At 41.1% G+C, this 18,746-nt stretch carries 16 protein-coding genes, 2 tRNA genes, 2 pseudogenes and 1 riboswitch; of the genes and pseudogenes, 6 read left to right on the forward strand and 14 right to left on the reverse strand.

Annotated elements, in window-relative coordinates:
- Window positions 1–21: 21 nt before the first annotated feature.
- From AC075J_RS06405 to AC075J_RS06425, 5 genes are all read right to left on the reverse strand, one after another.
- Window positions 22–1,581, reverse strand: a complete 1,560-nt coding sequence (locus AC075J_RS06405; RefSeq protein ID WP_055057239.1) for a response regulator — start codon at window positions 1,579–1,581, stop codon at window positions 22–24.
- Window positions 1,574–3,361 carry a sensor histidine kinase gene (locus AC075J_RS06410; protein WP_118758830.1) on the reverse strand — a complete coding sequence of 596 codons (1,788 nt, stop codon included), beginning with the start codon at window positions 3,359–3,361 and terminating at the stop codon, window positions 1,574–1,576. Before AC075J_RS06410 ends, AC075J_RS06405 begins: the two co-directional genes overlap by 8 nt.
- Before the next feature lie 121 nt (window positions 3,362–3,482).
- The gene (locus AC075J_RS06415) at window positions 3,483–4,331 is read right to left on the reverse strand and encodes a carbohydrate ABC transporter permease (RefSeq protein ID WP_118758829.1); all 849 of its coding nucleotides are present in this window, start codon (window positions 4,329–4,331) and stop codon (window positions 3,483–3,485) included.
- A gap of 3 nt (window positions 4,332–4,334) precedes the next feature.
- Window positions 4,335–5,237: a carbohydrate ABC transporter permease gene (locus tag AC075J_RS06420; RefSeq protein ID WP_118758828.1), complete on the reverse strand. Its 903-nt coding sequence runs from the start codon at window positions 5,235–5,237 to the stop codon at window positions 4,335–4,337.
- A 295-nt stretch (window positions 5,238–5,532) separates the two neighbouring features.
- Window positions 5,533–6,900, reverse strand: coding sequence for an extracellular solute-binding protein (locus AC075J_RS06425; RefSeq protein WP_243100207.1), 1,368 nt, complete (start codon window positions 6,898–6,900; stop codon window positions 5,533–5,535).
- 356 nt (window positions 6,901–7,256) lie between these two features.
- Between AC075J_RS06425 and AC075J_RS06430 the strand changes: the two genes are divergently transcribed.
- On the forward strand, window positions 7,257–8,441 hold the full coding sequence (locus AC075J_RS06430) for an iron-containing alcohol dehydrogenase (RefSeq protein WP_008705680.1): 1,185 nt from the start codon (window positions 7,257–7,259) through the stop codon (window positions 8,439–8,441).
- A 116-nt stretch (window positions 8,442–8,557) separates the two neighbouring features.
- Window positions 8,558–8,630: transfer RNA gene (locus AC075J_RS06435), tRNA-Phe, on the forward strand.
- Window positions 8,631–8,786: 156 nt separating this feature from the next.
- Here the strand turns inward: AC075J_RS06435 and AC075J_RS06440 are convergent.
- Window positions 8,787–8,891 carry a DUF6783 domain-containing protein gene (locus AC075J_RS06440; RefSeq protein ID WP_368205757.1) on the reverse strand — a complete coding sequence of 35 codons (105 nt, stop codon included), beginning with the start codon at window positions 8,889–8,891 and terminating at the stop codon, window positions 8,787–8,789.
- Window positions 8,872–9,000: pseudogene (locus tag AC075J_RS06445) on the reverse strand (DUF6783 domain-containing protein); the annotation flags it as partial. The pseudogene AC075J_RS06445 and the gene AC075J_RS06440, both read right to left, overlap by 20 nt.
- Here AC075J_RS06445 and AC075J_RS06450 point away from each other — a divergent pair.
- Window positions 8,959–9,174: pseudogene (locus AC075J_RS06450) on the forward strand (DUF6783 domain-containing protein). The pseudogenes AC075J_RS06445 and AC075J_RS06450 overlap by 42 nt on opposite strands.
- Window positions 9,171–10,454, forward strand: coding sequence for an O-acetylhomoserine aminocarboxypropyltransferase/cysteine synthase family protein (locus AC075J_RS06455; RefSeq protein WP_055059960.1), 1,284 nt, complete (start codon window positions 9,171–9,173; stop codon window positions 10,452–10,454). Before AC075J_RS06450 ends, AC075J_RS06455 begins: the two are co-directional and overlap by 4 nt.
- 149 nt (window positions 10,455–10,603) lie before the next feature.
- Here the strand turns inward: AC075J_RS06455 and AC075J_RS06460 are convergent, their stop codons facing one another.
- Window positions 10,604–11,743, reverse strand: a complete 1,140-nt coding sequence (locus AC075J_RS06460; protein WP_173698195.1) for a 3D domain-containing protein — start codon at window positions 11,741–11,743, stop codon at window positions 10,604–10,606.
- 170 nt (window positions 11,744–11,913) lie between these two features.
- Here AC075J_RS06460 and AC075J_RS06465 point away from each other — a divergent pair, with 170 nt between their 5' ends.
- On the forward strand, window positions 11,914–12,147 hold the full coding sequence (locus AC075J_RS06465) for a hypothetical protein (protein WP_008705688.1): 234 nt from the start codon (window positions 11,914–11,916) through the stop codon (window positions 12,145–12,147).
- 170 nt (window positions 12,148–12,317) lie between these two features.
- Window positions 12,318–12,390: transfer RNA gene (locus AC075J_RS06470), tRNA-Gly, on the forward strand.
- Between the two features lie 391 nt (window positions 12,391–12,781).
- Here the strand turns inward: AC075J_RS06470 and AC075J_RS06475 are convergent.
- The 6 genes from AC075J_RS06475 to AC075J_RS06500 all read right to left on the reverse strand — a co-directional run.
- Window positions 12,782–13,966, reverse strand: coding sequence for a phosphoribosylaminoimidazolecarboxamide formyltransferase (locus AC075J_RS06475; protein WP_118521304.1), 1,185 nt, complete (start codon window positions 13,964–13,966; stop codon window positions 12,782–12,784).
- 129 nt (window positions 13,967–14,095) lie between these two features.
- On the reverse strand, window positions 14,096–14,809 hold the full coding sequence (locus tag AC075J_RS06480) for an IMP cyclohydrolase (protein ID WP_008705693.1): 714 nt from the start codon (window positions 14,807–14,809) through the stop codon (window positions 14,096–14,098).
- A gap of 71 nt (window positions 14,810–14,880) precedes the next feature.
- A riboswitch (ZMP/ZTP riboswitch) is annotated at window positions 14,881–14,961 on the reverse strand.
- Window positions 14,962–15,051: 90 nt separating this feature from the next.
- Window positions 15,052–15,756 (reverse strand): peptidoglycan recognition protein family protein, encoded by a 705-nt coding sequence (locus AC075J_RS06485; RefSeq protein WP_082433172.1) that lies wholly within the window; start codon window positions 15,754–15,756, stop codon window positions 15,052–15,054.
- A gap of 246 nt (window positions 15,757–16,002) precedes the next feature.
- Window positions 16,003–17,460, reverse strand: coding sequence for an IMP dehydrogenase (gene guaB / locus AC075J_RS06490; protein WP_008705695.1), 1,458 nt, complete (start codon window positions 17,458–17,460; stop codon window positions 16,003–16,005).
- A gap of 109 nt (window positions 17,461–17,569) precedes the next feature.
- Complete coding sequence (locus tag AC075J_RS06495) at window positions 17,570–18,073, reverse strand: DUF6106 family protein (protein WP_022380754.1); 504 nt, start codon at window positions 18,071–18,073, stop codon at window positions 17,570–17,572.
- A 360-nt stretch (window positions 18,074–18,433) separates the two neighbouring features.
- A partial coding sequence (locus AC075J_RS06500; RefSeq protein ID WP_476390158.1) for a TCP-1/cpn60 chaperonin family protein occupies window positions 18,434–18,746 on the reverse strand: 313 nt, incomplete at its 5' end.

Raw genomic sequence — 18,746 nt, forward strand, 5'->3', positions numbered from 1 at the left:
GCGCAGCCCGCTACTCCTGCATTATGTATTCTGCATTTCTTCTCTGTATTTCGTCGGAGATTTTCCTGTATGTTTCTTAAATGCCAGTGAGAAATAATTCGTATCTCTGTATCCTACCATCATAGCAATCTTTCCAGTCTTGATGCTGGTAGTTTCCAGAAGGCTCTTCGCCTTCTCAATCCTCTTTCTGACAATGTATTCATTACATCCTTCACCTGTAATCCGCTTAAATAATCTGGAGAAATAATTCGGTGTGATATAGAGACTTTCCGCAATGCTGGAAACCGAAATATCCTCTGCAAGATGCTCATCTATATAGTGTCTGGCATTGGAAATGGTATAATGTACATCCTCTTCATCATTTTCAATAAGCTGCTCAATAAACATTCTCGTAATCTCACAGGCCTCTTCTTTTCCTGCTGATGACAGACTCTTGGAGAGTGCATCCAACTTTCCTTCTTCCACCTCACACGATTCTTCCATGTAGGAAAAAATCAAAGAGGAGGCAATCTCGAAACAACATCTGCGCACAGCAGAAGGAGAAAGATTATAGGATTCCGTTGCCTTAGTAAAGGTATTAAATGCCTTTAGTACATAATCTGGAGTTCCTATATTGGAAATCATGATATTTCGCAGTTCTGCATAGATTTCCCAGAAGATTTTCTTCTTGTTCTGAGCCCCCATCGTCTGTATAATGTCCTGAATATTCTTTTTTTCATGTTCCAGAAGATATCTGGCATCATTGTAGGAAATTGCCAGATTTTCAAATCCTTGCACAGCACTTCCAACCGTAATCTTTGGTTTATATTCAAATTCATCCTTCAGTACATCCGACAATTCTTCAATCTGTTCCAGAACGCTGTCGTCATCATCCTTTTCAAAACAGACAATCGCAATCGTACCGTCATCATCTACAAATGTGATTCCTCTGTTTTGGGAATCCACCATGCTCATGCAGACATTTTTAACAGTCATTGCACGGAATTTTCCGTCATTCTGCTGTTCTGTATACATTCCCTGTTCCAGAAGAATCAAGCTCATTTTCTGCTTAATATCAAACTGAAAATCTTTCTGGAGAATATACAACTGCATCTCTTTATCTGCTTTTGTATGCACCAAATTCCTCATGCACTGCTCCAGTCTCATCTGCACTACAGAGCCTTGAGAGCGCCACACTCTGGCCTGATTCTGCTCTTTGTTTTCCTGCTCTTTCAGTTCTTTTATCTGCTTTTCTATCGCATTGAAAAGATCATCTTCATCAATCGGTTTCAGGAAGAAATCCTGCACCTGAAGCCGCAGGCTCTCTCTTGCATACTCAAAATTATCAAAGCCTGTAAGCACGATCACACGCAGTTCAGGTACTGATTCTCTGGCCGCTTTAATCAGTTCCAGTCCTGTCATTTCTGTCATCTGGATATCTGTAACCATAATTTCAGGACCTTCTTCTTTAAGAATCTTCAAAGCCTCGTTTCCTGACGCTGCAGTAAATACGTCATCTACTCCCAGTTTCTTCCAGTCTATGGCATTTTTCATACCCATGCGTATCATCTTTTCGTCATCAACAATCAGTACTCTATACACACGTCCGCTCGCCTCCTGCTGTGTTCTTTTTGATTTCTGTCTGATATGGCAGATGGATCACGACAGTTACTCCACCCGAATCATTCTTCTGGTAATTAAGACCATATCCCTCCCCAAAAAGAAGTTCAATCCTCTTGTTTACGTTTCGCACTCCATATCCAAAAGAATCCTCGTATCTGGAGAGCTGTTCATTCATTTCATCTATCTGTTCCTGACTCATTCCTGTGCCTGTATCTGATACCTTTATGATAACTTCATCCTCATTTCTATATGCTGTAAGATAAAGTGTACCTGTTTTTCCCTCTTTTACTTTCATTCCATGATAAATGGAATTCTCTACCAGTGGCTGCAGGGTCAGCTTCGGTATCAGGCTTTCTTCCACCTGAGATTCTACAACAATCTCACTTCCGATAATGTTGTCGTATCTCATGTTCTGGATAATCATATAATTCCTGATATGCTCTACTTCTTCTCTGATCGTGATCACGTCATGTCCTTTGCTGAGACAGATCCTGTAATATTTCGCCAGCGCCTTTACCATTGTGGAAATCTCTTTATTTCCTTCGGCAATCGCCTGCCAGTGGATACATTCCAGTGTATTATAAAGAAAATGCGGCTGAATCTGCGACTGAAGGGCATTAAAACGAATCTGCTCCAGCTGATGCTGTTCCAGTTTTACCTGTTCCATCAACACCTCGATTTCATCCATCATAGAGTTAAAACCAATTGCAAGCTTGGCAAAATCCTCGCCCATATTGTCAACATTGATCCTTGTTCTCAGGGAACCTGTCGCAACATAATCCATCTTAGATACTACCTTATTAAGGGGCTGATACATTTTCCTGACCAGTGCTCTTATAATAATGCTTACTATGATCAGCACTATGATCAGAACCAGAATCACAACAACCATTATATGGAATCCTGATTCCATCAGTTTATAAAAAGAAATCGAACTGACTACATAATAATTCCAGTTCTTAATCTTCTGGCATACATACATATTCCCATTCTTGGTAAATATCTGTATCCCTTTTTCCATCTCATCTATGTAATTTACGTAACGGCCTGTCTCCTCTTTATCATTCGAAAGCAGTATCATTCCACCTGTGTCAACTACTCTTGTTTCTGCTGAAGAATCTCCCACGGCCAGCATCCTCTGTACTGCCGGATCATCGAAATTCATGCACAGAAGCCCTCTTGCATCAGATACTTTTCTGGTATCATATAATGGATAATACAGACTCAGCGTATATCTGTTCCCTTTATAATAATCATTGTTATAGGAAACTTTCAGCGTTCCTTTCTGCGCATATTTGCATCTCTCATATGCCTGGGGATACACTTCTTCAAACTGCGTAACTGATAAAGAACCCTTTCCTCTGTAGTAGTAACTCTTATAATCCGAACTGACAATGGCAGCAAAGTTCAGACTCTCATACATATTATTCAGATTCTCCAGCTTGCTGTAAACTGCATCAATGTCTGCTGTCTTCAGCTCATTTTTCTGCACCTGCCTGCAGTAATTCTGCACAGAATCATCCATGATCGTACCCAATACGATTTCTTTATATGAATCCATTGATCCCTTAAAAGATTCCGCAACTGTATTATTCTGCATCTGCAGAAGTTCTACAGACTGCTCTTTCATCGATGCTATAGAAAAAGTCAGAGAAACACCTGCAACCGTCAGCGTTACAATAAGAATACTGACGGTCACAAGTAAAAGTATTTTTTTATCAAATTTCCAGTGGCTGAATTTTGTTTTCCATTTGTTCATGTTGTCTTTCCTCATCTGTCACATAATTTCACATATACCCACATGATCAAGGGGGATTTTATCTCCCCAATATCATACCATGTTCAATGGTAAATGGATACAACAGATTTCGCAGAAAGAATCAACCCTTTACAGCACCTGCAGTCATACCTTTTACCAGTTTATCCTGGAAAATAATAAACATGATAACCATTGGTAAAAGTGTTAATGTAAGAACCGCCATGATCATTGGTGTATTCATAGAATACTGTCCCTGGAATTCCCAGATTGCCAGCGGCAGGGTACGATTCTGGGCAGACTGTGTCAGTGTATTTACAAATGAGAATTCATTCCACATATTTACACCATTGTAAATTGCCAGTGTCGCCATTCCGGGTTTGGAAAGCGGCAGGATCATGGAGAAGAACATCTGAATCTTTCCACATCCGTCAATTTCAGCAGATTCTTCGATTTCTCTCGGAATCTCTTTCATAAAGCTGGTCAGGATAAATACGGAAATCGGAACTGCGAATGCGACATACGGTCCGATCAATGACCAGATTGTATCATAAAGTCCTGTTGACTTTGACATTTTGAATACAGGGATCAATGTAATATGTACAGGAATAGACATACAGGCTACAATGATCGCATAAATCGGCTGTGCCATTTTAAACTTAAATCTTGCCAGAGGATAAGAAGCGCATGCTGAAATAAACAGCAGCAGGATCAGGGAGACTGCAAGAACGATCACACTGTTCTTGAAGTAATTTGCAAACCCTCCTGTAAGTACCTCAGTGTAATTGGACCAGTTCAGTTGATCAGGAAGCTGGAATACACCCTTGGTAAGCATCTCAAATTTCTCTTTGAATGAGTTCAGCACCATGAATATAAAAGGTGTAAATGATACAATTGCTGCACCGATAGCAAGAACAAAAGCAATGACCCAGGCTATGATGCTTTTTCTTCTACTTTTCTTATAGCTGTCCATCCCTTAATCCTCCTGTTTTCCGTTTATAAGTTTCATAGTAATCATAGATACCATTGTAATCAGGATAAACATACCTCCTGCAATGGCTGAGCCATAACCCATGTTAAAGTTCTTGAATGATTCTTTGTACATATAGGTTGCCATCAGCTCTGTAGCAGTACCAGGACCGCCACCTGTCATAACATAGATCAGATCGAAGTATTTCAGAGATCCAACCATTGAAAGGATAGCTGCACTCTTAATTGACGGAATAAGAAGTGGAAGTGCAATCTTCCAGAAATACTGTCCTCTTGTAGCACCATCGATTCTTGCTGCTTCAAATACATCATATGGGATGTTTGTATAACCAGCCATAAAGTAAACCATGTAAAATGGTGTAAACTGCCATGCAATGATAAGAATAACTGTGATCAATGCTAATTTTGGATTACCAAGAAGGTCTATGTTGCTTCCTCCGAACCATCCGGAAATTGTGCTGACAATACCTCCGTTTGTTGCAAGTGCGTATGTGAAAAGGAAACCAATTGCAACAGAAGACATAAGCATTGGAATAAACCAGATAACCTTGAAAATTGTAAGTTTCTTACCGCCAAAGTCAAGGAATGTTGCCATTGCAAGTCCTAACGGAATCTGGATAATGATAGATAAGATCATGATAATAACGTTGTTCTTAAATGCTGTCCAGAATTTTGTATCTTTGATCAGTTTTGCCCAGTTTGCAAGTCCTACCATCTTCTTGTCTGCGGAAATACCATTCCACTGGTATCCGCTTGTAATAAATGTATCAATAATCGGATATGCGATAAATACTACTAATAAAATGATAACAGGTGCCAGAAAAAGTGCTGCTGTCTGACGTGTTTTTCTCTGTCTTAACTGAACCAGAGATATCCCTTTTTCATTCATTTTGGTGCCTCCTTTTTAATACTTTCTGAGATTTGATCATCTGACCTAACGTATGCCAGAGTATGTTTGAAAAATGCTTTCGGAATATGTTAGAGATATATTTCTGAGATGGTTTTTATATATTTTCTGACATGCTGTCTGATATGTAATTTGACATTGAAATGATTTTTCAAGCACGCTCTGTGTACTCACATATTGTTTTTCAAGATAAAGGGTTCTGCACTTTCAGCATGTGCAGAACCCTTCTTTTCTACCCTTACTCAGGTCAGAATGAATGCCTGCTTTCCTTTAAAGATTATTCAGCATCATCTGCTGCTGCATCATCTGTAGCTTCTTCTGCAGTATCATCTGCTGCGCCGGAATCAGATTTGGTACTTAAATATTCGTCCATTGCTTTCTGCATTTCTTCCTGTGCTTCCTGAGGAGTCTTTGTCAGACCAAATACTTCCTGTAAGCCATCAAGATGTGCAGTTGCAACAGATGTTGGCAGATACTGGTCATACCACAACTGGATAGAAGATGCTTCCTGAGCTGCATCAAAAATTTCCTTTACAACAGGGTCTGAAATGTGGTCTCCTGCATCTTTTACAGGAACAATCTTGTTGTTAGAGTATGTAATGTCTGCAACTTCATCAGATAAATGATCTGTTGCACATTCAAATGCTGCTGCAAGTTTATCACCTTCACAGTTGAAGGAAATGAACTGATCACCTACAGTACCGATCTGGATTGTAGGATCAGCATCGGAATCATCAATTGCAGGGAATGGGAACCAGCCGATCTTCTGATAGAATTCCTCACTGTCAGTCTGGAATGTTCCTGTATACCATGAGCCACAGAGAAGCATACCTGCTGTCTCCTGATACATTAACTGTTTTGCCTGTCCGTCATCTTCGCTTAAGGAGTTTACGCCATCCGGGAAGTATCCGTTGTTAACCCACTCCTGAATCTTCTCACCTGCTTTGATGAAGCAGTCATCTGTGAATTTGCCGGTTCCTGCAACTGCATTCTGGAATGGTTCCAGTCCGCCATAACGTGCTGCCAGAGACATGAAGTACATGGAACCTGTCCATTTGGAACCATTAGCAAGTGCAAAAGGTGTAATTCCGTTTTCTTTTAATGTTGCACAGATATTTTCCAAATCAGCTAATGTCTTCGGTTCTTCAAGTCCGTACTGTTCAAACATATCTTTGTTGTAGAAGATACCTGCCAGAGAAACATTCAGATATGGGATTGCATATACATGTCCGTTGTAGCTTCCCTGTTCAATAGCTGCATCCAGAAGTTTATCTTTAACATCGGACTGATCAAGAAGATCATCAATCGGCTGAGCAAATCCGGAATCAATATATTCATACATCGGACCACCGGACCAGCTTGAGTACATATCAGGACACTCACCGGAGCTCATCGCGATAACAAGTTTTTCCTTGTATGTATCGTTCTGGATAGCTACCTGATTTACAGTATAGCCTGACTCTGTTTCTTTGTTAAACTTGTCTACTGCTGCAGTAACAATATCTTTGTCCGGGCTCTCTACCGCAATATTCCAGTAAGTAATTTCTTTGTCGTCAGCTGCAAATGCAGTTGTCTGCGCTGCCATCGGTACCACCATAGCTGCTGTCATGGCAAGTGCCATAATCTTGTACATTCTTTTTTTCATTTCTTGTTTCCTCCTTTTTTATTCACTTTGTATATTTAAGTGTATTTATCATAGCATTCCATTCACATAATGCCCATAAAATATTCTGTCCAAAATCTATAAATTTCTGTCTTTCCGTTTTCTGTGTGCAGAAAATTATAGATATCTGTACTGGAATCTTTCCAAAAATGTCTTCTGAGAACCAGCAAAAATTGCTTTCAAATTTTAATTTTTTTATTATTTTTTGACTATTTTTCCATTATTTGCTTTAATATAAAAAGGAAGTCCCACCTACTGCTCATTACATTTTACAATTAAAGCAGAGGACTTACCTGATTCAGTTACCCTTTCAATCTATAGGAGGTCGTTTACATATTATGAGAAATTTTGAATATTATACACCAACACAGGTTCTCTTTGGCAAAGATACCCACCTTCAGGCAGGTTCCCTGCTGAAGAAGTATGGAGCAAAAAAAGTTTTGATCCATTATGGAGGTCAGAGTGCTGTCCGTTCCGGACTGATTGATGAGATCACTTCTAATCTGAAAGAAGAAGGTCTTGAATACATCACCCTGGGTGGTGTCATTCCTAATCCACTTCTTTCCAAAGTCCGCGAGGGAATCGAATTATGCCAAAAAGAACATGTAGACTTTATCCTTGCTGTAGGAGGAGGAAGTGTTATTGACTCTTCCAAAGCCATCGGCTATGGCGTTGCCAATCCGAACAATGATGTCTGGGATTTCTGTCTGAAAAAAGCTGTTCCAACCGGCTGTCTGCCCATTGGTGTCATCCTTACAATTGCAGCTTCCGGAAGTGAAATGAGCAGTTCCAGTGTTATCACAAATGAAGAAACAAAAGAAAAACGTGGATGTGCAAAGACAGATTACTGCAGGCCGAAATTTGCCATCTTAAATCCACGTCTCACCTACACACTCCCACAGTATCAGACAGAAAGCGGATGTGTAGATATCCTCATGCACACCATGGAGCGATATTTTGTAAATATTGAAACTATGGAGATTACAGACAGCATCAGCGAAGCTCTGATGCAGACAGTCATTTACAATGCCCGTATTCTTATGAAAGAACCAGACAATTACAGCGCCAGGGCAGAAATTATGTGGGCAGGAAGCCTTTCCCACAACGGTCTGACCGGATGCGGTACAGGTGGTGGTGACTGGGCATGCCACCAGCTTGAACATGAACTGGGAGGTGTCTACAATGTAACTCACGGAGCAGGTCTGGCAGCTATCTGGGGAAGCTGGGCACGATACGTCTACGAGGTGAACCCTGAACGTTTTGCTCAGTTTGCCACCAATGTATTTGACATTCCATGTGGAACTGATTATAAAGAAACAGCCCTTGCAGGAATTGAAGCAATGGAAAATTTTTTCCGGTCTGTAGAAATGCCCACCAGTTTACATGAACTGGGTCTGGATCTCACAGATCAGCAAATTCATGATCTTGCATTCAAATGCAGTTTTGAGGACACTCGCACCATTGGAGTCTTTAAACAGCTCAATATGAGAGATATGGAAAAAATCTACCTTATGGCAAGATAAAATAAATTTTTGTTATAATTTTCTCTTTTTTCGCAAAAATCATAAAAATTACTTGCATTCAAACAATCAATATGCTATTATAAGGTTTGTGATACACAACAGTTCACAGACCAAATGCCCAGATAGCTCAGTTGGTAGAGCAGAGGACTGAAAATCCTCGTGTCGCTGGTTCGATTCCGGCTCTGGGCATTTTTTATTTTCTTTTTTGCTCACGGCTGGTTAGAAAAAGCCTGGGCATTTTTTATTTTCTTTTTTTGCTCACGGCTGGTTAGAAAAAGCCTGAGCATTTTTTATTTTCTTTTTTTGCTCACGGCTGGTTAGAAAAAGCCTGAGCATTTTTTTATTTCATTTTTTAATATTGTCTTCTCTCACTTTCAGCAGTATAATTTTTCCAGAGTATGTTTGAAAAATGCTTTCCGCAAGATGTGCGTCACAATTTGTGGGAATGATTTTTCAAACACGCTCTAGAGTGTGTCTGAAAAAGGCTTTCTGCAAGATGTGCGTCACAATTTGTGGGATATTTTGCCCGGATGAGGGCGCCGTAGCGGGCTACGGCAACTGAATTCGGGTGAAATATCCCGCAAAGTGGGGCGTGCAGATTGCGGGAATGATTTTTCAGACACGCTCTAAGACTATCATGAAATTTTGTATCAATATCATCACAATTTTCCCAATATTAATACAATATTTTATTGAAGCAATATTTCACATAAGAAAGGAACTAAACTCATGAGTGACTTTAAAGTCGAGACTAAATGTCTCCATTCCGGTTACACTCCGTCTAAGGGTGAACCATGCGCACTCCCGATTTATCAGAGTACCACTTATAAATATGATACTACTGATGAAATGGGACAGCTCTTCGATCTTAAGGCAGAAGGATACTTCTATACCCGTCTGCAGAACCCCACAAATGATGCTGTAGCAGCAAAAATTGCGGATCTGGAGGGTGGTGTTGCCGCTATCCTTACCTCTTCCGGACAAGCTGCCAACTTCTATGCAGTCTTCAATATCTGCGAAGCAGGTGATCATGTTGTGGCGGCTTCTACTATTTACGGAGGAACCTTTAACCTCCTGGCTGTTACCTTCAAAAAGCTTGGCATTGACTGCACTTTCGTTGACACCGATGCTAGCCCTGAAGAAATTGCAGCTGCCTTCCGCCCTAATACAAAGGTACTTTTCGCAGAGACCATCGCAAACCCGGCCCTGGTAATTCTTGATATTGAAAAATTCGCAAAGGTTGCTCACGAACATGAAGTTCCGCTTATTGTAGACAACACCTTCGCTACTCCTGTAAACTGCCGTCCTTTTGAGTGGGGAGCTGATATCGTCACCCATTCCACAACCAAATATATGGACGGACATGCTGTGCAGGTTGGCGGAGCTATCGTTGACAGCGGTAACTTTGACTGGGATGCCTATGGACATAAATATCATGGACTGACTGAACCGGATGAATCTTATCATGGTGTTATTTATACTAAACAGTTTGGAAAGAAGGCTTATATCACAAAGGCAACCTCTCAGTTAATGCGTGACCTGGGCTCTATCCCGTCTCCTACAAACTGCTTCCTGTTAAACCTGGGACTTGAAACTCTTCCTCTCCGCGTGGAACGTCACTGCTATAATGCACAGAAGATTGCCGAATTCCTGAATGCCCATGAGAAAGTATCTCATGTAAACTATGCAGGACTTCCTGATGACAAATACTATCCACTTGCTCAGAAATACATGAACGAAGGCAGAACCTGCGGCGTTATCTCCTTTGAACTGACAGGAGGCCGAGAAGCTGCAGTCCGCTTTATGGATAGCTTAAAGCTTGCCACCATCGCAACTCATGTAGCAGCTTCCAAGACCATGATCCTGCATCCCGCAAGCCATACTCACCGCCAGATGAATGATGAACAGCTTGCAGAAGCCGGCGTATCACCGGGAATGATCCGTCTCTCCGTTGGTATTGAAAATGTTGAAGACATCATTGCTGACATCGAACAGGCATTAAAAAACGCATAAAAGATAATTTCAAAAAATCCGAAAGAACTTCTGAAATGATCACAGATATAACAGATCATTTCCAGATTCTTCCGGATTTTTATTTTCAGGTCAAACGGATATTCTCAATCCGCTTTGCTACTTGATTCGGTTAAATTCTTTCTTATTTTCTACTTTAACAAATAAACATCTGTATAATATACCCCTTTGTCCTCCCCTTCCTGATGGGTAGCAACATAAATATCTATACAATTATGTTTAATCGCACCACCACAGTCCTCTGCAACATAAACCTGTCCATTGATCACAACCTTAGATCCATATGGAATCTGTGTAGGGTCCACCGCAATCGTACGGTTTGTCGTAGCAGTCACCCCTGTAGAAGTAATGCCATTTGCCCAAGGGCCACAACAAATACTGCAGGGACAATAATGAGTAATCTTAAAGGTTCCCAGCGGAACCAGTGACGCATCTGAAGACACAGCTACCGGAGTTCCCACCTTCACTCCATCCACAGACTCTCCCTTTGAAGCAGTTACACCATCCACAGCCTCTGCAAAAACGCCTTTGCCCTCACTTTTATGAATCGTTCCAGCTTCTTCGCCGTCTACTTTAGCGACCTTTGACTCTTCCGTATTCTCCTCTGCTGCTGTATTCTCCAGAACACTGGTTGGAATATATCCAATACCTCTTTTTCCATTCTCTTTTTTATAGTAAATCTGACTCCAGATGCCGTTCACTGTAGCCAGGCGCTTCACTTCATCCTCCTGAATGACCTCACCTACTATCTGTCCATCCTTCTTTCCCGGATAATCCAGAATATCACTGTCCTTCAGTGCTGTAAAAGTTCCCCTTGCCTGAGCAACCTGATCACTATCATTGATATGTTTTGTGGGCACATAGCCACTGATCTTTTCCGTACCCTTTTTACTCTTTTTCTCATAAGTCACTTTACTCCAGCCATTATCACATACGGCCACTCTCTCTACACCGGTACCAAGATACACTCTTGCAAGCTTCTTTCCGTTTTTCCCTGGCATAGAACGTATATAAGTCGCCTTTGCAGAAACAGAAACCTTATCTGACTTGGCAACTGCAGTTACCTTCTCTCCACTTCCATTATCAATCTCAAAGGTCTGCGGTGTCTTATTATCCTGCTTATAAGCATTAATTGTCCCCTCATAATCCAGAATATCCGCAGAAACTGTTGTTGATAAAGTAAGCATACTACAAACTAATAATGCTAAAATTTTTTTCTTCATAAACTGAGCCTCAACTCCTTTATCGTCTCTCTCCGTCTGTCCTATCATAGCACACCCCCTCCCAATTTGCAATTTTCCACCCCATCCTTCACGGAATCTTCATAAACTATATTGCTTCTATTATTTCTATATGCTATAGTAAAATTATCAGAATTCTATTCTGCCTTACGAAAGATAAGATAAAATATAAATATTTTTTCGTAAAGGAGTGTGATTTTATGACTGCTGTTAAAGAACGTATTATAGGTGCTGTATCAATTATGAGTGATAAAGATGCTAATATCTTCTGGCATATTATTCAAAAACATTTTAAACTGCCTGATACATTCGCAGATATAGAAAAAGTTGAACCCGATGAAACAGATTTAATAATGTTAAAGGAAATCGAAAACAACCCTGACTGTCACGAATTCATTTCTCAGGAAGAATTAATGAAAGAACTTAATATGTAAGTATTGTTCCCTGAAAAGTGCCAATTTCAGCACTTTTCAGGGAGTCATAATTTTTCAATAAAACCATTATATAAAATTTCAAAATAAATAAAAAAACATTTGACAAACTCCACTGCATATAGTATCATATATTTTGTCGCTGAGGTAATCACTCAACCGACATCATAAATGCGATAGTGGCGTAGTTGGTAACGCGCGACCTTGCCAAGGTCGAGACCGCGGGTTCGAGCCCCGTCTATCGCTCTTAAAGCATCAGCTAAGGCTGATGCTTTTTTCATCCCCTTTTATTAACTTTCCATAACTATAGCAATTCCATATCTGCGAATAACATCTATAGCCAATGTCCTTGATTAACATCCCTGAGTCAAGCGTATATTCGCAATCCGCTTCGCTGCGCGGCTATACACCAGCGCAGGACATTATATGTTTTTGCCCGCATTTGCAGGAGTCTTAGAAAAAGTTAGCGCCAGGAAATCTGCGTTATGTAAAAAAATTTCACTGTCTGAGCCGCATTTGCGGCGAGTTTGAAATTTTTTTACATGTTTTTAGCAGATTTCCTGGCGCTTAGTTTTTCTTAGGCTCCGAAACCGCGGACAAAAACATATAATGTCCTGCGCGTCCCCATACCAGCACCTTAGTGATGGAACAATCTGATACCAGTAAAACTCATCACCATTCCATATTTATTGCAAGTCTCGATCACAGCATCATCACGCACAGATCCACCCGGCTGCGCAATATACTTCACGCCACTCTTATGAGCACGCTCAATATTATCACTGAATGGGAAGAATGCATCAGATCCCAGTGTAACATCCGTCATCTGATCCAGCCATGCACGTTTCTCTTCCTTTGTAAATACTTCCGGTTTCTCTGTGAAAGTTTTCTCCCACATACCATCAGCAAGTACATCCATATATTCATCCCCGATATAAACATCTATGGCATTGTCACGTTCCGCACGTGAAATTGTATCTTTAAATGGCAGATTCAGCACTTTCGGGCACTGGCGAAGGAACCAGTTGTCTGCCTTCTGTCCTGCAAGTCTTGTACAATGTACACGTGACTGCTGTCCTGCACCAACACCGATAGCCTGTCCATCTTTTACGAAACATACAGAGTTGGACTGTGTATATTTCAGGATGATCAGAGAAATCTTCATATCACGTTTTGCTTCCTCTGTAAGCTCTTTATTCTCTGTCACAATATTGGAAAGCATTGCATCATCGATTTCAAGCTCCTGACGACCCTGCTCAAAAGTTACACCAAATACTTCTTTGTGTTCCAGCGGAGCCGGTACAAAGTTCTCCTCAATCTGGATCACATTGTAGTTACCTTTTTTCTTCTGCTTCAGGATTTCCAGTGCTTCCTCTGTGTATCCAGGTGCAATAACACCGTCAGATACCTCTCTCTTGATCAGAAGTGCTGTATCTTTATCACACACATCAGAAAGAGAAATAAAATCACCAAAAGAGGACATTCTGTCAGCACCGCGAGCTCTTGCATAAGCGCATGCTAATGGTGAAAAATTCTTCCAGTCCATATCATTTACCCAGTAGATCTTTGCCAGAGTCTCTGTAAGAGGAAGTCCTACAGCAGCACCGGCAGGGGATACATGTTTAAAAGATGTAGCTGCAGGAAGTCCTGTTGCTTTCTTCAGATTGGATACCAGCTGCCAGCCATTAAAAGCATCCAGGAAATTGATATATCCCGGTCTTCCGGAAAGGATCTTTACCGGAAGCTCAGATCCGTCTGCCATATAAATTTTTGCAGGTTTCTGATTCGGGTTACAGCCATATTTTAATTCGAATTCTTTCATTATATAAATCCTCCGTATGAACCAAATAAGTATTTTAAAATTAATTCCTGTAAATAATTTCTTACTGCGAAAGCATCGTCTTATGTTCACAATAATCTATGAGCACTATCTGTACTCAGTAAGTGACTATTATTTATTCTTATTAATAATCTTGCTTTCGTACTTACCTGTCTCAATATCAATATATCTTACAAACAGAGATACTTTGTTATCTTCGTTCAGGCTGTTCCAGAGAAGTTCTGCAAACTCATCCATATCATCCGGAATTGCTACCAGTTTCGGTTCGCCTTCAAAGCTTGGAAGTGGATTTCCGTCACATTTATAAGTATGGATGAAATGTCCCTCTCCTGCAATGGCATTCTCGTATGCAAATGTGTATCTGTTACATGCATCCGGATTTCCGTTGTTGCTCTTGAGAATTGACATTGCATAGTTGAATTTTCCGTTCTCTACGTGCATAACACCGGAGATACGAGGTGTATAGTTCGGACCGTCCGGCTCGAATTCTCTGCTTCTTAAGGACTGCTCAAAAGTAAGCTGATGATCCATTCCCTCATAAATGGTATCTGTCTGATCTCCGTTAGTTACGATTGTTTTGTTTCCCAGTACACGTACAGGTGCATAGATGATCAGACTCGGATCTGTAAGTTTGGACGGATCAAATGCCTGGGTACGGATTCCCTCACCATCCTCTACAAATACTCTGTTTCTGCTGTTCTCGCTTCTGCCCATGATGAAATAAGCTGTCACTGCTTTCTTACCGTCTGCGGAACGTCCAATCACAATTCCTCTGCCAGGATAGGAATTCTCTTTCAGTTCTTTTTCCAGTGATAACATTTCCATAATTTTTCTCCTTTTCGTTAAAAATAAGGTTAAAAAAAGCCTGGGAAACCTATTTATTCATTGAATAATTTCCAGGCTGCCCAGGCGGTCGGCTCATATACTCGCTGCACTCCCTGTAGGTAATCCTACTTCCGCCAGTCATGCAGGCACTGTTGTGAAAAAAATCACACGTTGTTATTATAGTACAATACTTCTTTGTGGATTTCAAGGCAAATTTTTTTGTACTGTGCTGAATTTTCGTTTTACTGAACATCCTGCAAACCATAATCAACATCAATCTGCGCCGCAATATCCGATTTCATCTGTATCCACGCATCCGGATTCTCCACATAATATTTCGGACAGTTTTTTCCGGTAACATCATAATGCCGGATCACGTTCTCTGATGTAAGCCCAAACCGCACGCACAACCACGCAGAAAGCTTCACTGCCGAATCATAAGTTGCCTCATTAAATTTCCCCGTCTCATCCGGATGACAGCACTCGATGGACAAAGTATCTACATTACGTGAGTTCGTCGCATAGGACATCTCTGACGTAGGAATACACTGCACCACTTCCCCATCCAGCCCCACTACAAAATGACTGCTCACCTTTGTGTCATGAGTAGTCGCCAGATTCTCGAAGTAGTTCCTATTTGCAATGGCTGTTGCCCCCGGATTTGCAGTATAATGAATGGCAATATACTGTACACTCTCAATAGGAATCTGCGGTCTGGAATATTCATTCGGTGTCAGCAGTTCCACATCTATGTACGGCGCCCCTTCTTTCTGCCATTGTTCCGGTCCGCCTGAAGAATCCGCATTATCTGTTCCTGACTGTTCCGCATCAGAAATCATCGTGTCAGAATTATGTAAAAAGTCCCCAATACTCCATCCATTTTCACTGGCCCGATTTATTATAATCCACCCAATCAGAACTATGATCACGAGCAGCATAAGGCTCATAAGAATTCTCTGATTTCTCTGCCTTACTCTGCTACTCTTTCGTCTTTTCGACCTGCTGTTTTTCTTTTTTGCTGCAGTTTTTCCTGTTCTGGTATCTGTTTTTTTCTTTTTGTTTATATGCTTTTGCATTTTTACCTTCTCTTACGGGATTTTACTCCCTTCAAAAAATACCCCGGCCGGCATGCCTGGAAATCTTATTTCTTTCCATCAGCAGCCAGCCGGGGCATATATTACACCTGAAATTTATTATTTGTCATCTACGCTATAGTTCGGAGCTTCTTTTGTGATATGAATATCATGTGGATGAGATTCCTTAAGAGATGCAGCAGAAATCTTGATGAATCTGCCTGTTTCTTTAAGCTTCTCAATAGTTTCTGCTCCACAATATCCCATACCGGAACGGAGACCGCCCATGAGCTGGAATACAGTATCCTCAACATGTCCTTTGTAAGCAACACGTCCTTCTACGCCTTCCGGAACAAGTTTCTTCGCATTCTCCTGGAAATAACGGTCTTTACTTCCGTTCTCCATAGCTGCGATAGATCCCATACCGCGGTATACTTTATATTTTCTGCCCTGATACAGTTCGAATGTTCCCGGGCTCTCGTCGCATCCTGCAAACATGCTTCCCATCATGCAGACATTCGCACCGGCTGCGATTGCCTTTGTGACATCTCCGGAATACTTGATACCACCGTCTGCAATGATCGGGATTCCGTATTCTTTTGCAGCTTCGTAGCAGTCCATAACAGCAGTGATCTGCGGAACACCGATACCTGCAACAACTCGTGTGGTACAGATAGATCCAGGTCCGATACCAACCTTAACTGCATCTACACCGGCCTCGATCAGAGCCTTTGTCGCAGCACCTGTTGCTACGTTACCTGCGATTACTTGCAGTTCCGGATATGCTGCCTTGATCTCGCGTACAGCCTTCAGAATATTCTCTGAATGTCCATGTGCAGAATCAATTACGATCACGTCTACAGATGCCTTTACAAGTGCATCAACACGTGCAAGTACATTAGCAGTGATTCCTACCGCAGCACCGCAGAGAAGACGTCCCTGCTCATCCTTTGCAGCCAGAGGATATTTGATCTGTTTCTCAATATCTTTAATAGTAATTAAGCCTTTTAAGTTAAAGTCATCATCTACAATGGGTAATTTCTCTTTACGTGATTTTGCCAGAATCTTCTTGGCATCTTCCAGTGTAATTCCCTCTTTGGCTGTAATCAGTCCCTCAGAAGTCATGCACTCTTTGATCTTCTTGCTGAAATCTGTCTCAAATTTCAAATCACGATTGGTAATGATTCCGACCAGTTTTCTGCCCTCTGTGATCGGCACACCGGAGATACGGAACTTTGCCATTAACTCATCTGCGTCCTTAAGTGTATGTTCAGGAGATAAATAGAAAGGATCTGTGATAACACCGTTCTCAGAACGTTTTACCTTGTCTACCTCTTCTGCCTGCGCTTCAATGGACATATTCTTATGAATAATACCAATACCACCCTGTCTCGCCATAGCGATTGCCATGCGATGCTCGGTTACTGTATCCATTCCTGCACTCATCATAGGAATGTTCAGTTTAACCTTCTTTGTTAAGTAAGTTGTGACATCTACCTGATTCGGAATTACCTTTGAATATGCCGGAACTAACAGCACGTCATCAAAAGTAATGCCTTCACCAATGATAGTACCCATTGCATTTCCTCCCTTGCGTATATGAAATTAAATTACTATTGTAATGTAAAAAGGAACCAGCAACTGGTCCTTTTATTTTCAACAAGTGTAACAAAAATCAGATTCTATGTCAATCCAAAAAAACTTTGCTCGGTGCTGAATTTTTCATAGCCTGTGCAAGTGCCTCATCCGGTTCCAGGATGATCTTGCATAAATTTCCGTCCAGTCTTGTGATAACACCAAAGCGTTTATGCTCCGGATTTCCTGATGAAAAGTCCAGTACTTTCATGTTCTGGTTTCCGTTGTAATAGTCCATTCTGTGGGAATCCAGCGGTGCTGCCAGATCTGCTTCTGATAATTTGAAGCTCTTTACTTTCTTTCTTTTTGTCTTTGACATGATCATGTCGATGTCAAAATCGCCATTGATAAACAGATATTCATATTCTACATCTGTTTTCGGGATTACAAAATAGCATGCAATTCCAAGCGCTACGGCAATGATCAGTGCCAGCGGTGTGATGATAAGTCCGGCAAATACTGCCAGCACTGTCAAAACGATCAGACCGTATTTGAGCAGGCTGTCTTTAGCCGTCTTATCTTTCTTTACCAGTAATTCTGAATACAAATCGCCCATTGTTTCGTCTCCTTTTCATTTGTTCAGCTGTTGAAAGCAGCTTTTTTTGCACAGCATATTTAACAATTATATTTTATTCATCATGCTGTTTTTCTGCATTATATCACAAAACGGAACCATCGTCTATGACGACGGTTCCGTTTCACATATTCCACCTGTACTATTGTTACTGTTCACACACCACTGTTCCGCGAGGTGTTTTGGCATGAATATGCCAAAATCCCGAGACATACAAGCCAAAATTCCATTGCCACAGGCAATTTGGAATGAATTTTGGCTATGTTACTGTGAACGGAGTGAACAGTAACATACTATTTTTATCTGAGCATACTGCGGTATAATTTTATCGTTTATTAAAAATTACATCATTCCCATTCCAGGATTAGCAGCCGGTGCAGGTGTGTCTTCTTTGATAATTGCAACAGCAGATTCTGTTGTAAGTAATGTAGACGCAACGCTTGTAGCATTCTGAAGAGCACTTCTTGTAACCTTTGCAGGATCAAGGATACCTTCGCTTACCATATCTACATATCTTTCGTTCAAAGCATCAAAGCCGATTCCCGGTTCGGATTCTCTTACTTTGTTGATGATTACGGAACCTTCAAGTCCTGCATTTGCAGAAATGCGGAACAGAGGAGCTTCCAGAGCTTTCAGGATAATATTTGCACCTGTC

This window comes from Blautia sp. ZXY-1-C6 (genome assembly GCF_056339875.1).

Excerpts from the sequence above, each read along its gene's own strand:
- AC075J_RS06425 (WP_243100207.1), bottom strand. The coding sequence starts at position 6,900 with ATGAAAAAAAGAATGTACAAGATTATGGCACTTGCCATGACAGCAGCT.
- AC075J_RS06475 (WP_118521304.1), bottom strand. The coding sequence starts at position 13,966 with ATGAAAGAATTCGAATTAAAATATGGCTGTAACCCGAATCAGAAACCT.
- guaB (WP_008705695.1), bottom strand. The coding sequence starts at position 17,460 with ATGGGTACTATCATTGGTGAAGGCATTACTTTTGATGACGTGCTGTTA.
- AC075J_RS06495 (WP_022380754.1), bottom strand. The coding sequence starts at position 18,073 with ATGGGCGATTTGTATTCAGAATTACTGGTAAAGAAAGATAAGACGGCT.
- AC075J_RS06415 (WP_118758829.1), bottom strand. The coding sequence starts at position 4,331 with ATGGACAGCTATAAGAAAAGTAGAAGAAAAAGCATCATAGCCTGGGTC.
- AC075J_RS06460 (WP_173698195.1), bottom strand. The coding sequence starts at position 11,743 with ATGATAGGACAGACGGAGAGAGACGATAAAGGAGTTGAGGCTCAGTTT.
- AC075J_RS06410 (WP_118758830.1), bottom strand. The coding sequence starts at position 3,361 with ATGAACAAATGGAAAACAAAATTCAGCCACTGGAAATTTGATAAAAAA.
- AC075J_RS06485 (WP_082433172.1), bottom strand. The coding sequence starts at position 15,756 with ATGAGCCTTATGCTGCTCGTGATCATAGTTCTGATTGGGTGGATTATA.
- AC075J_RS06465 (WP_008705688.1), top strand. The coding sequence starts at position 11,914 with ATGACTGCTGTTAAAGAACGTATTATAGGTGCTGTATCAATTATGAGT.
- AC075J_RS06430 (WP_008705680.1), top strand. The coding sequence starts at position 7,257 with ATGAGAAATTTTGAATATTATACACCAACACAGGTTCTCTTTGGCAAA.
- AC075J_RS06455 (WP_055059960.1), top strand. The coding sequence starts at position 9,171 with ATGAGTGACTTTAAAGTCGAGACTAAATGTCTCCATTCCGGTTACACT.
- AC075J_RS06480 (WP_008705693.1), bottom strand. The coding sequence starts at position 14,809 with ATGGAAATGTTATCACTGGAAAAAGAACTGAAAGAGAATTCCTATCCT.
- AC075J_RS06420 (WP_118758828.1), bottom strand. The coding sequence starts at position 5,237 with ATGAATGAAAAAGGGATATCTCTGGTTCAGTTAAGACAGAGAAAAACA.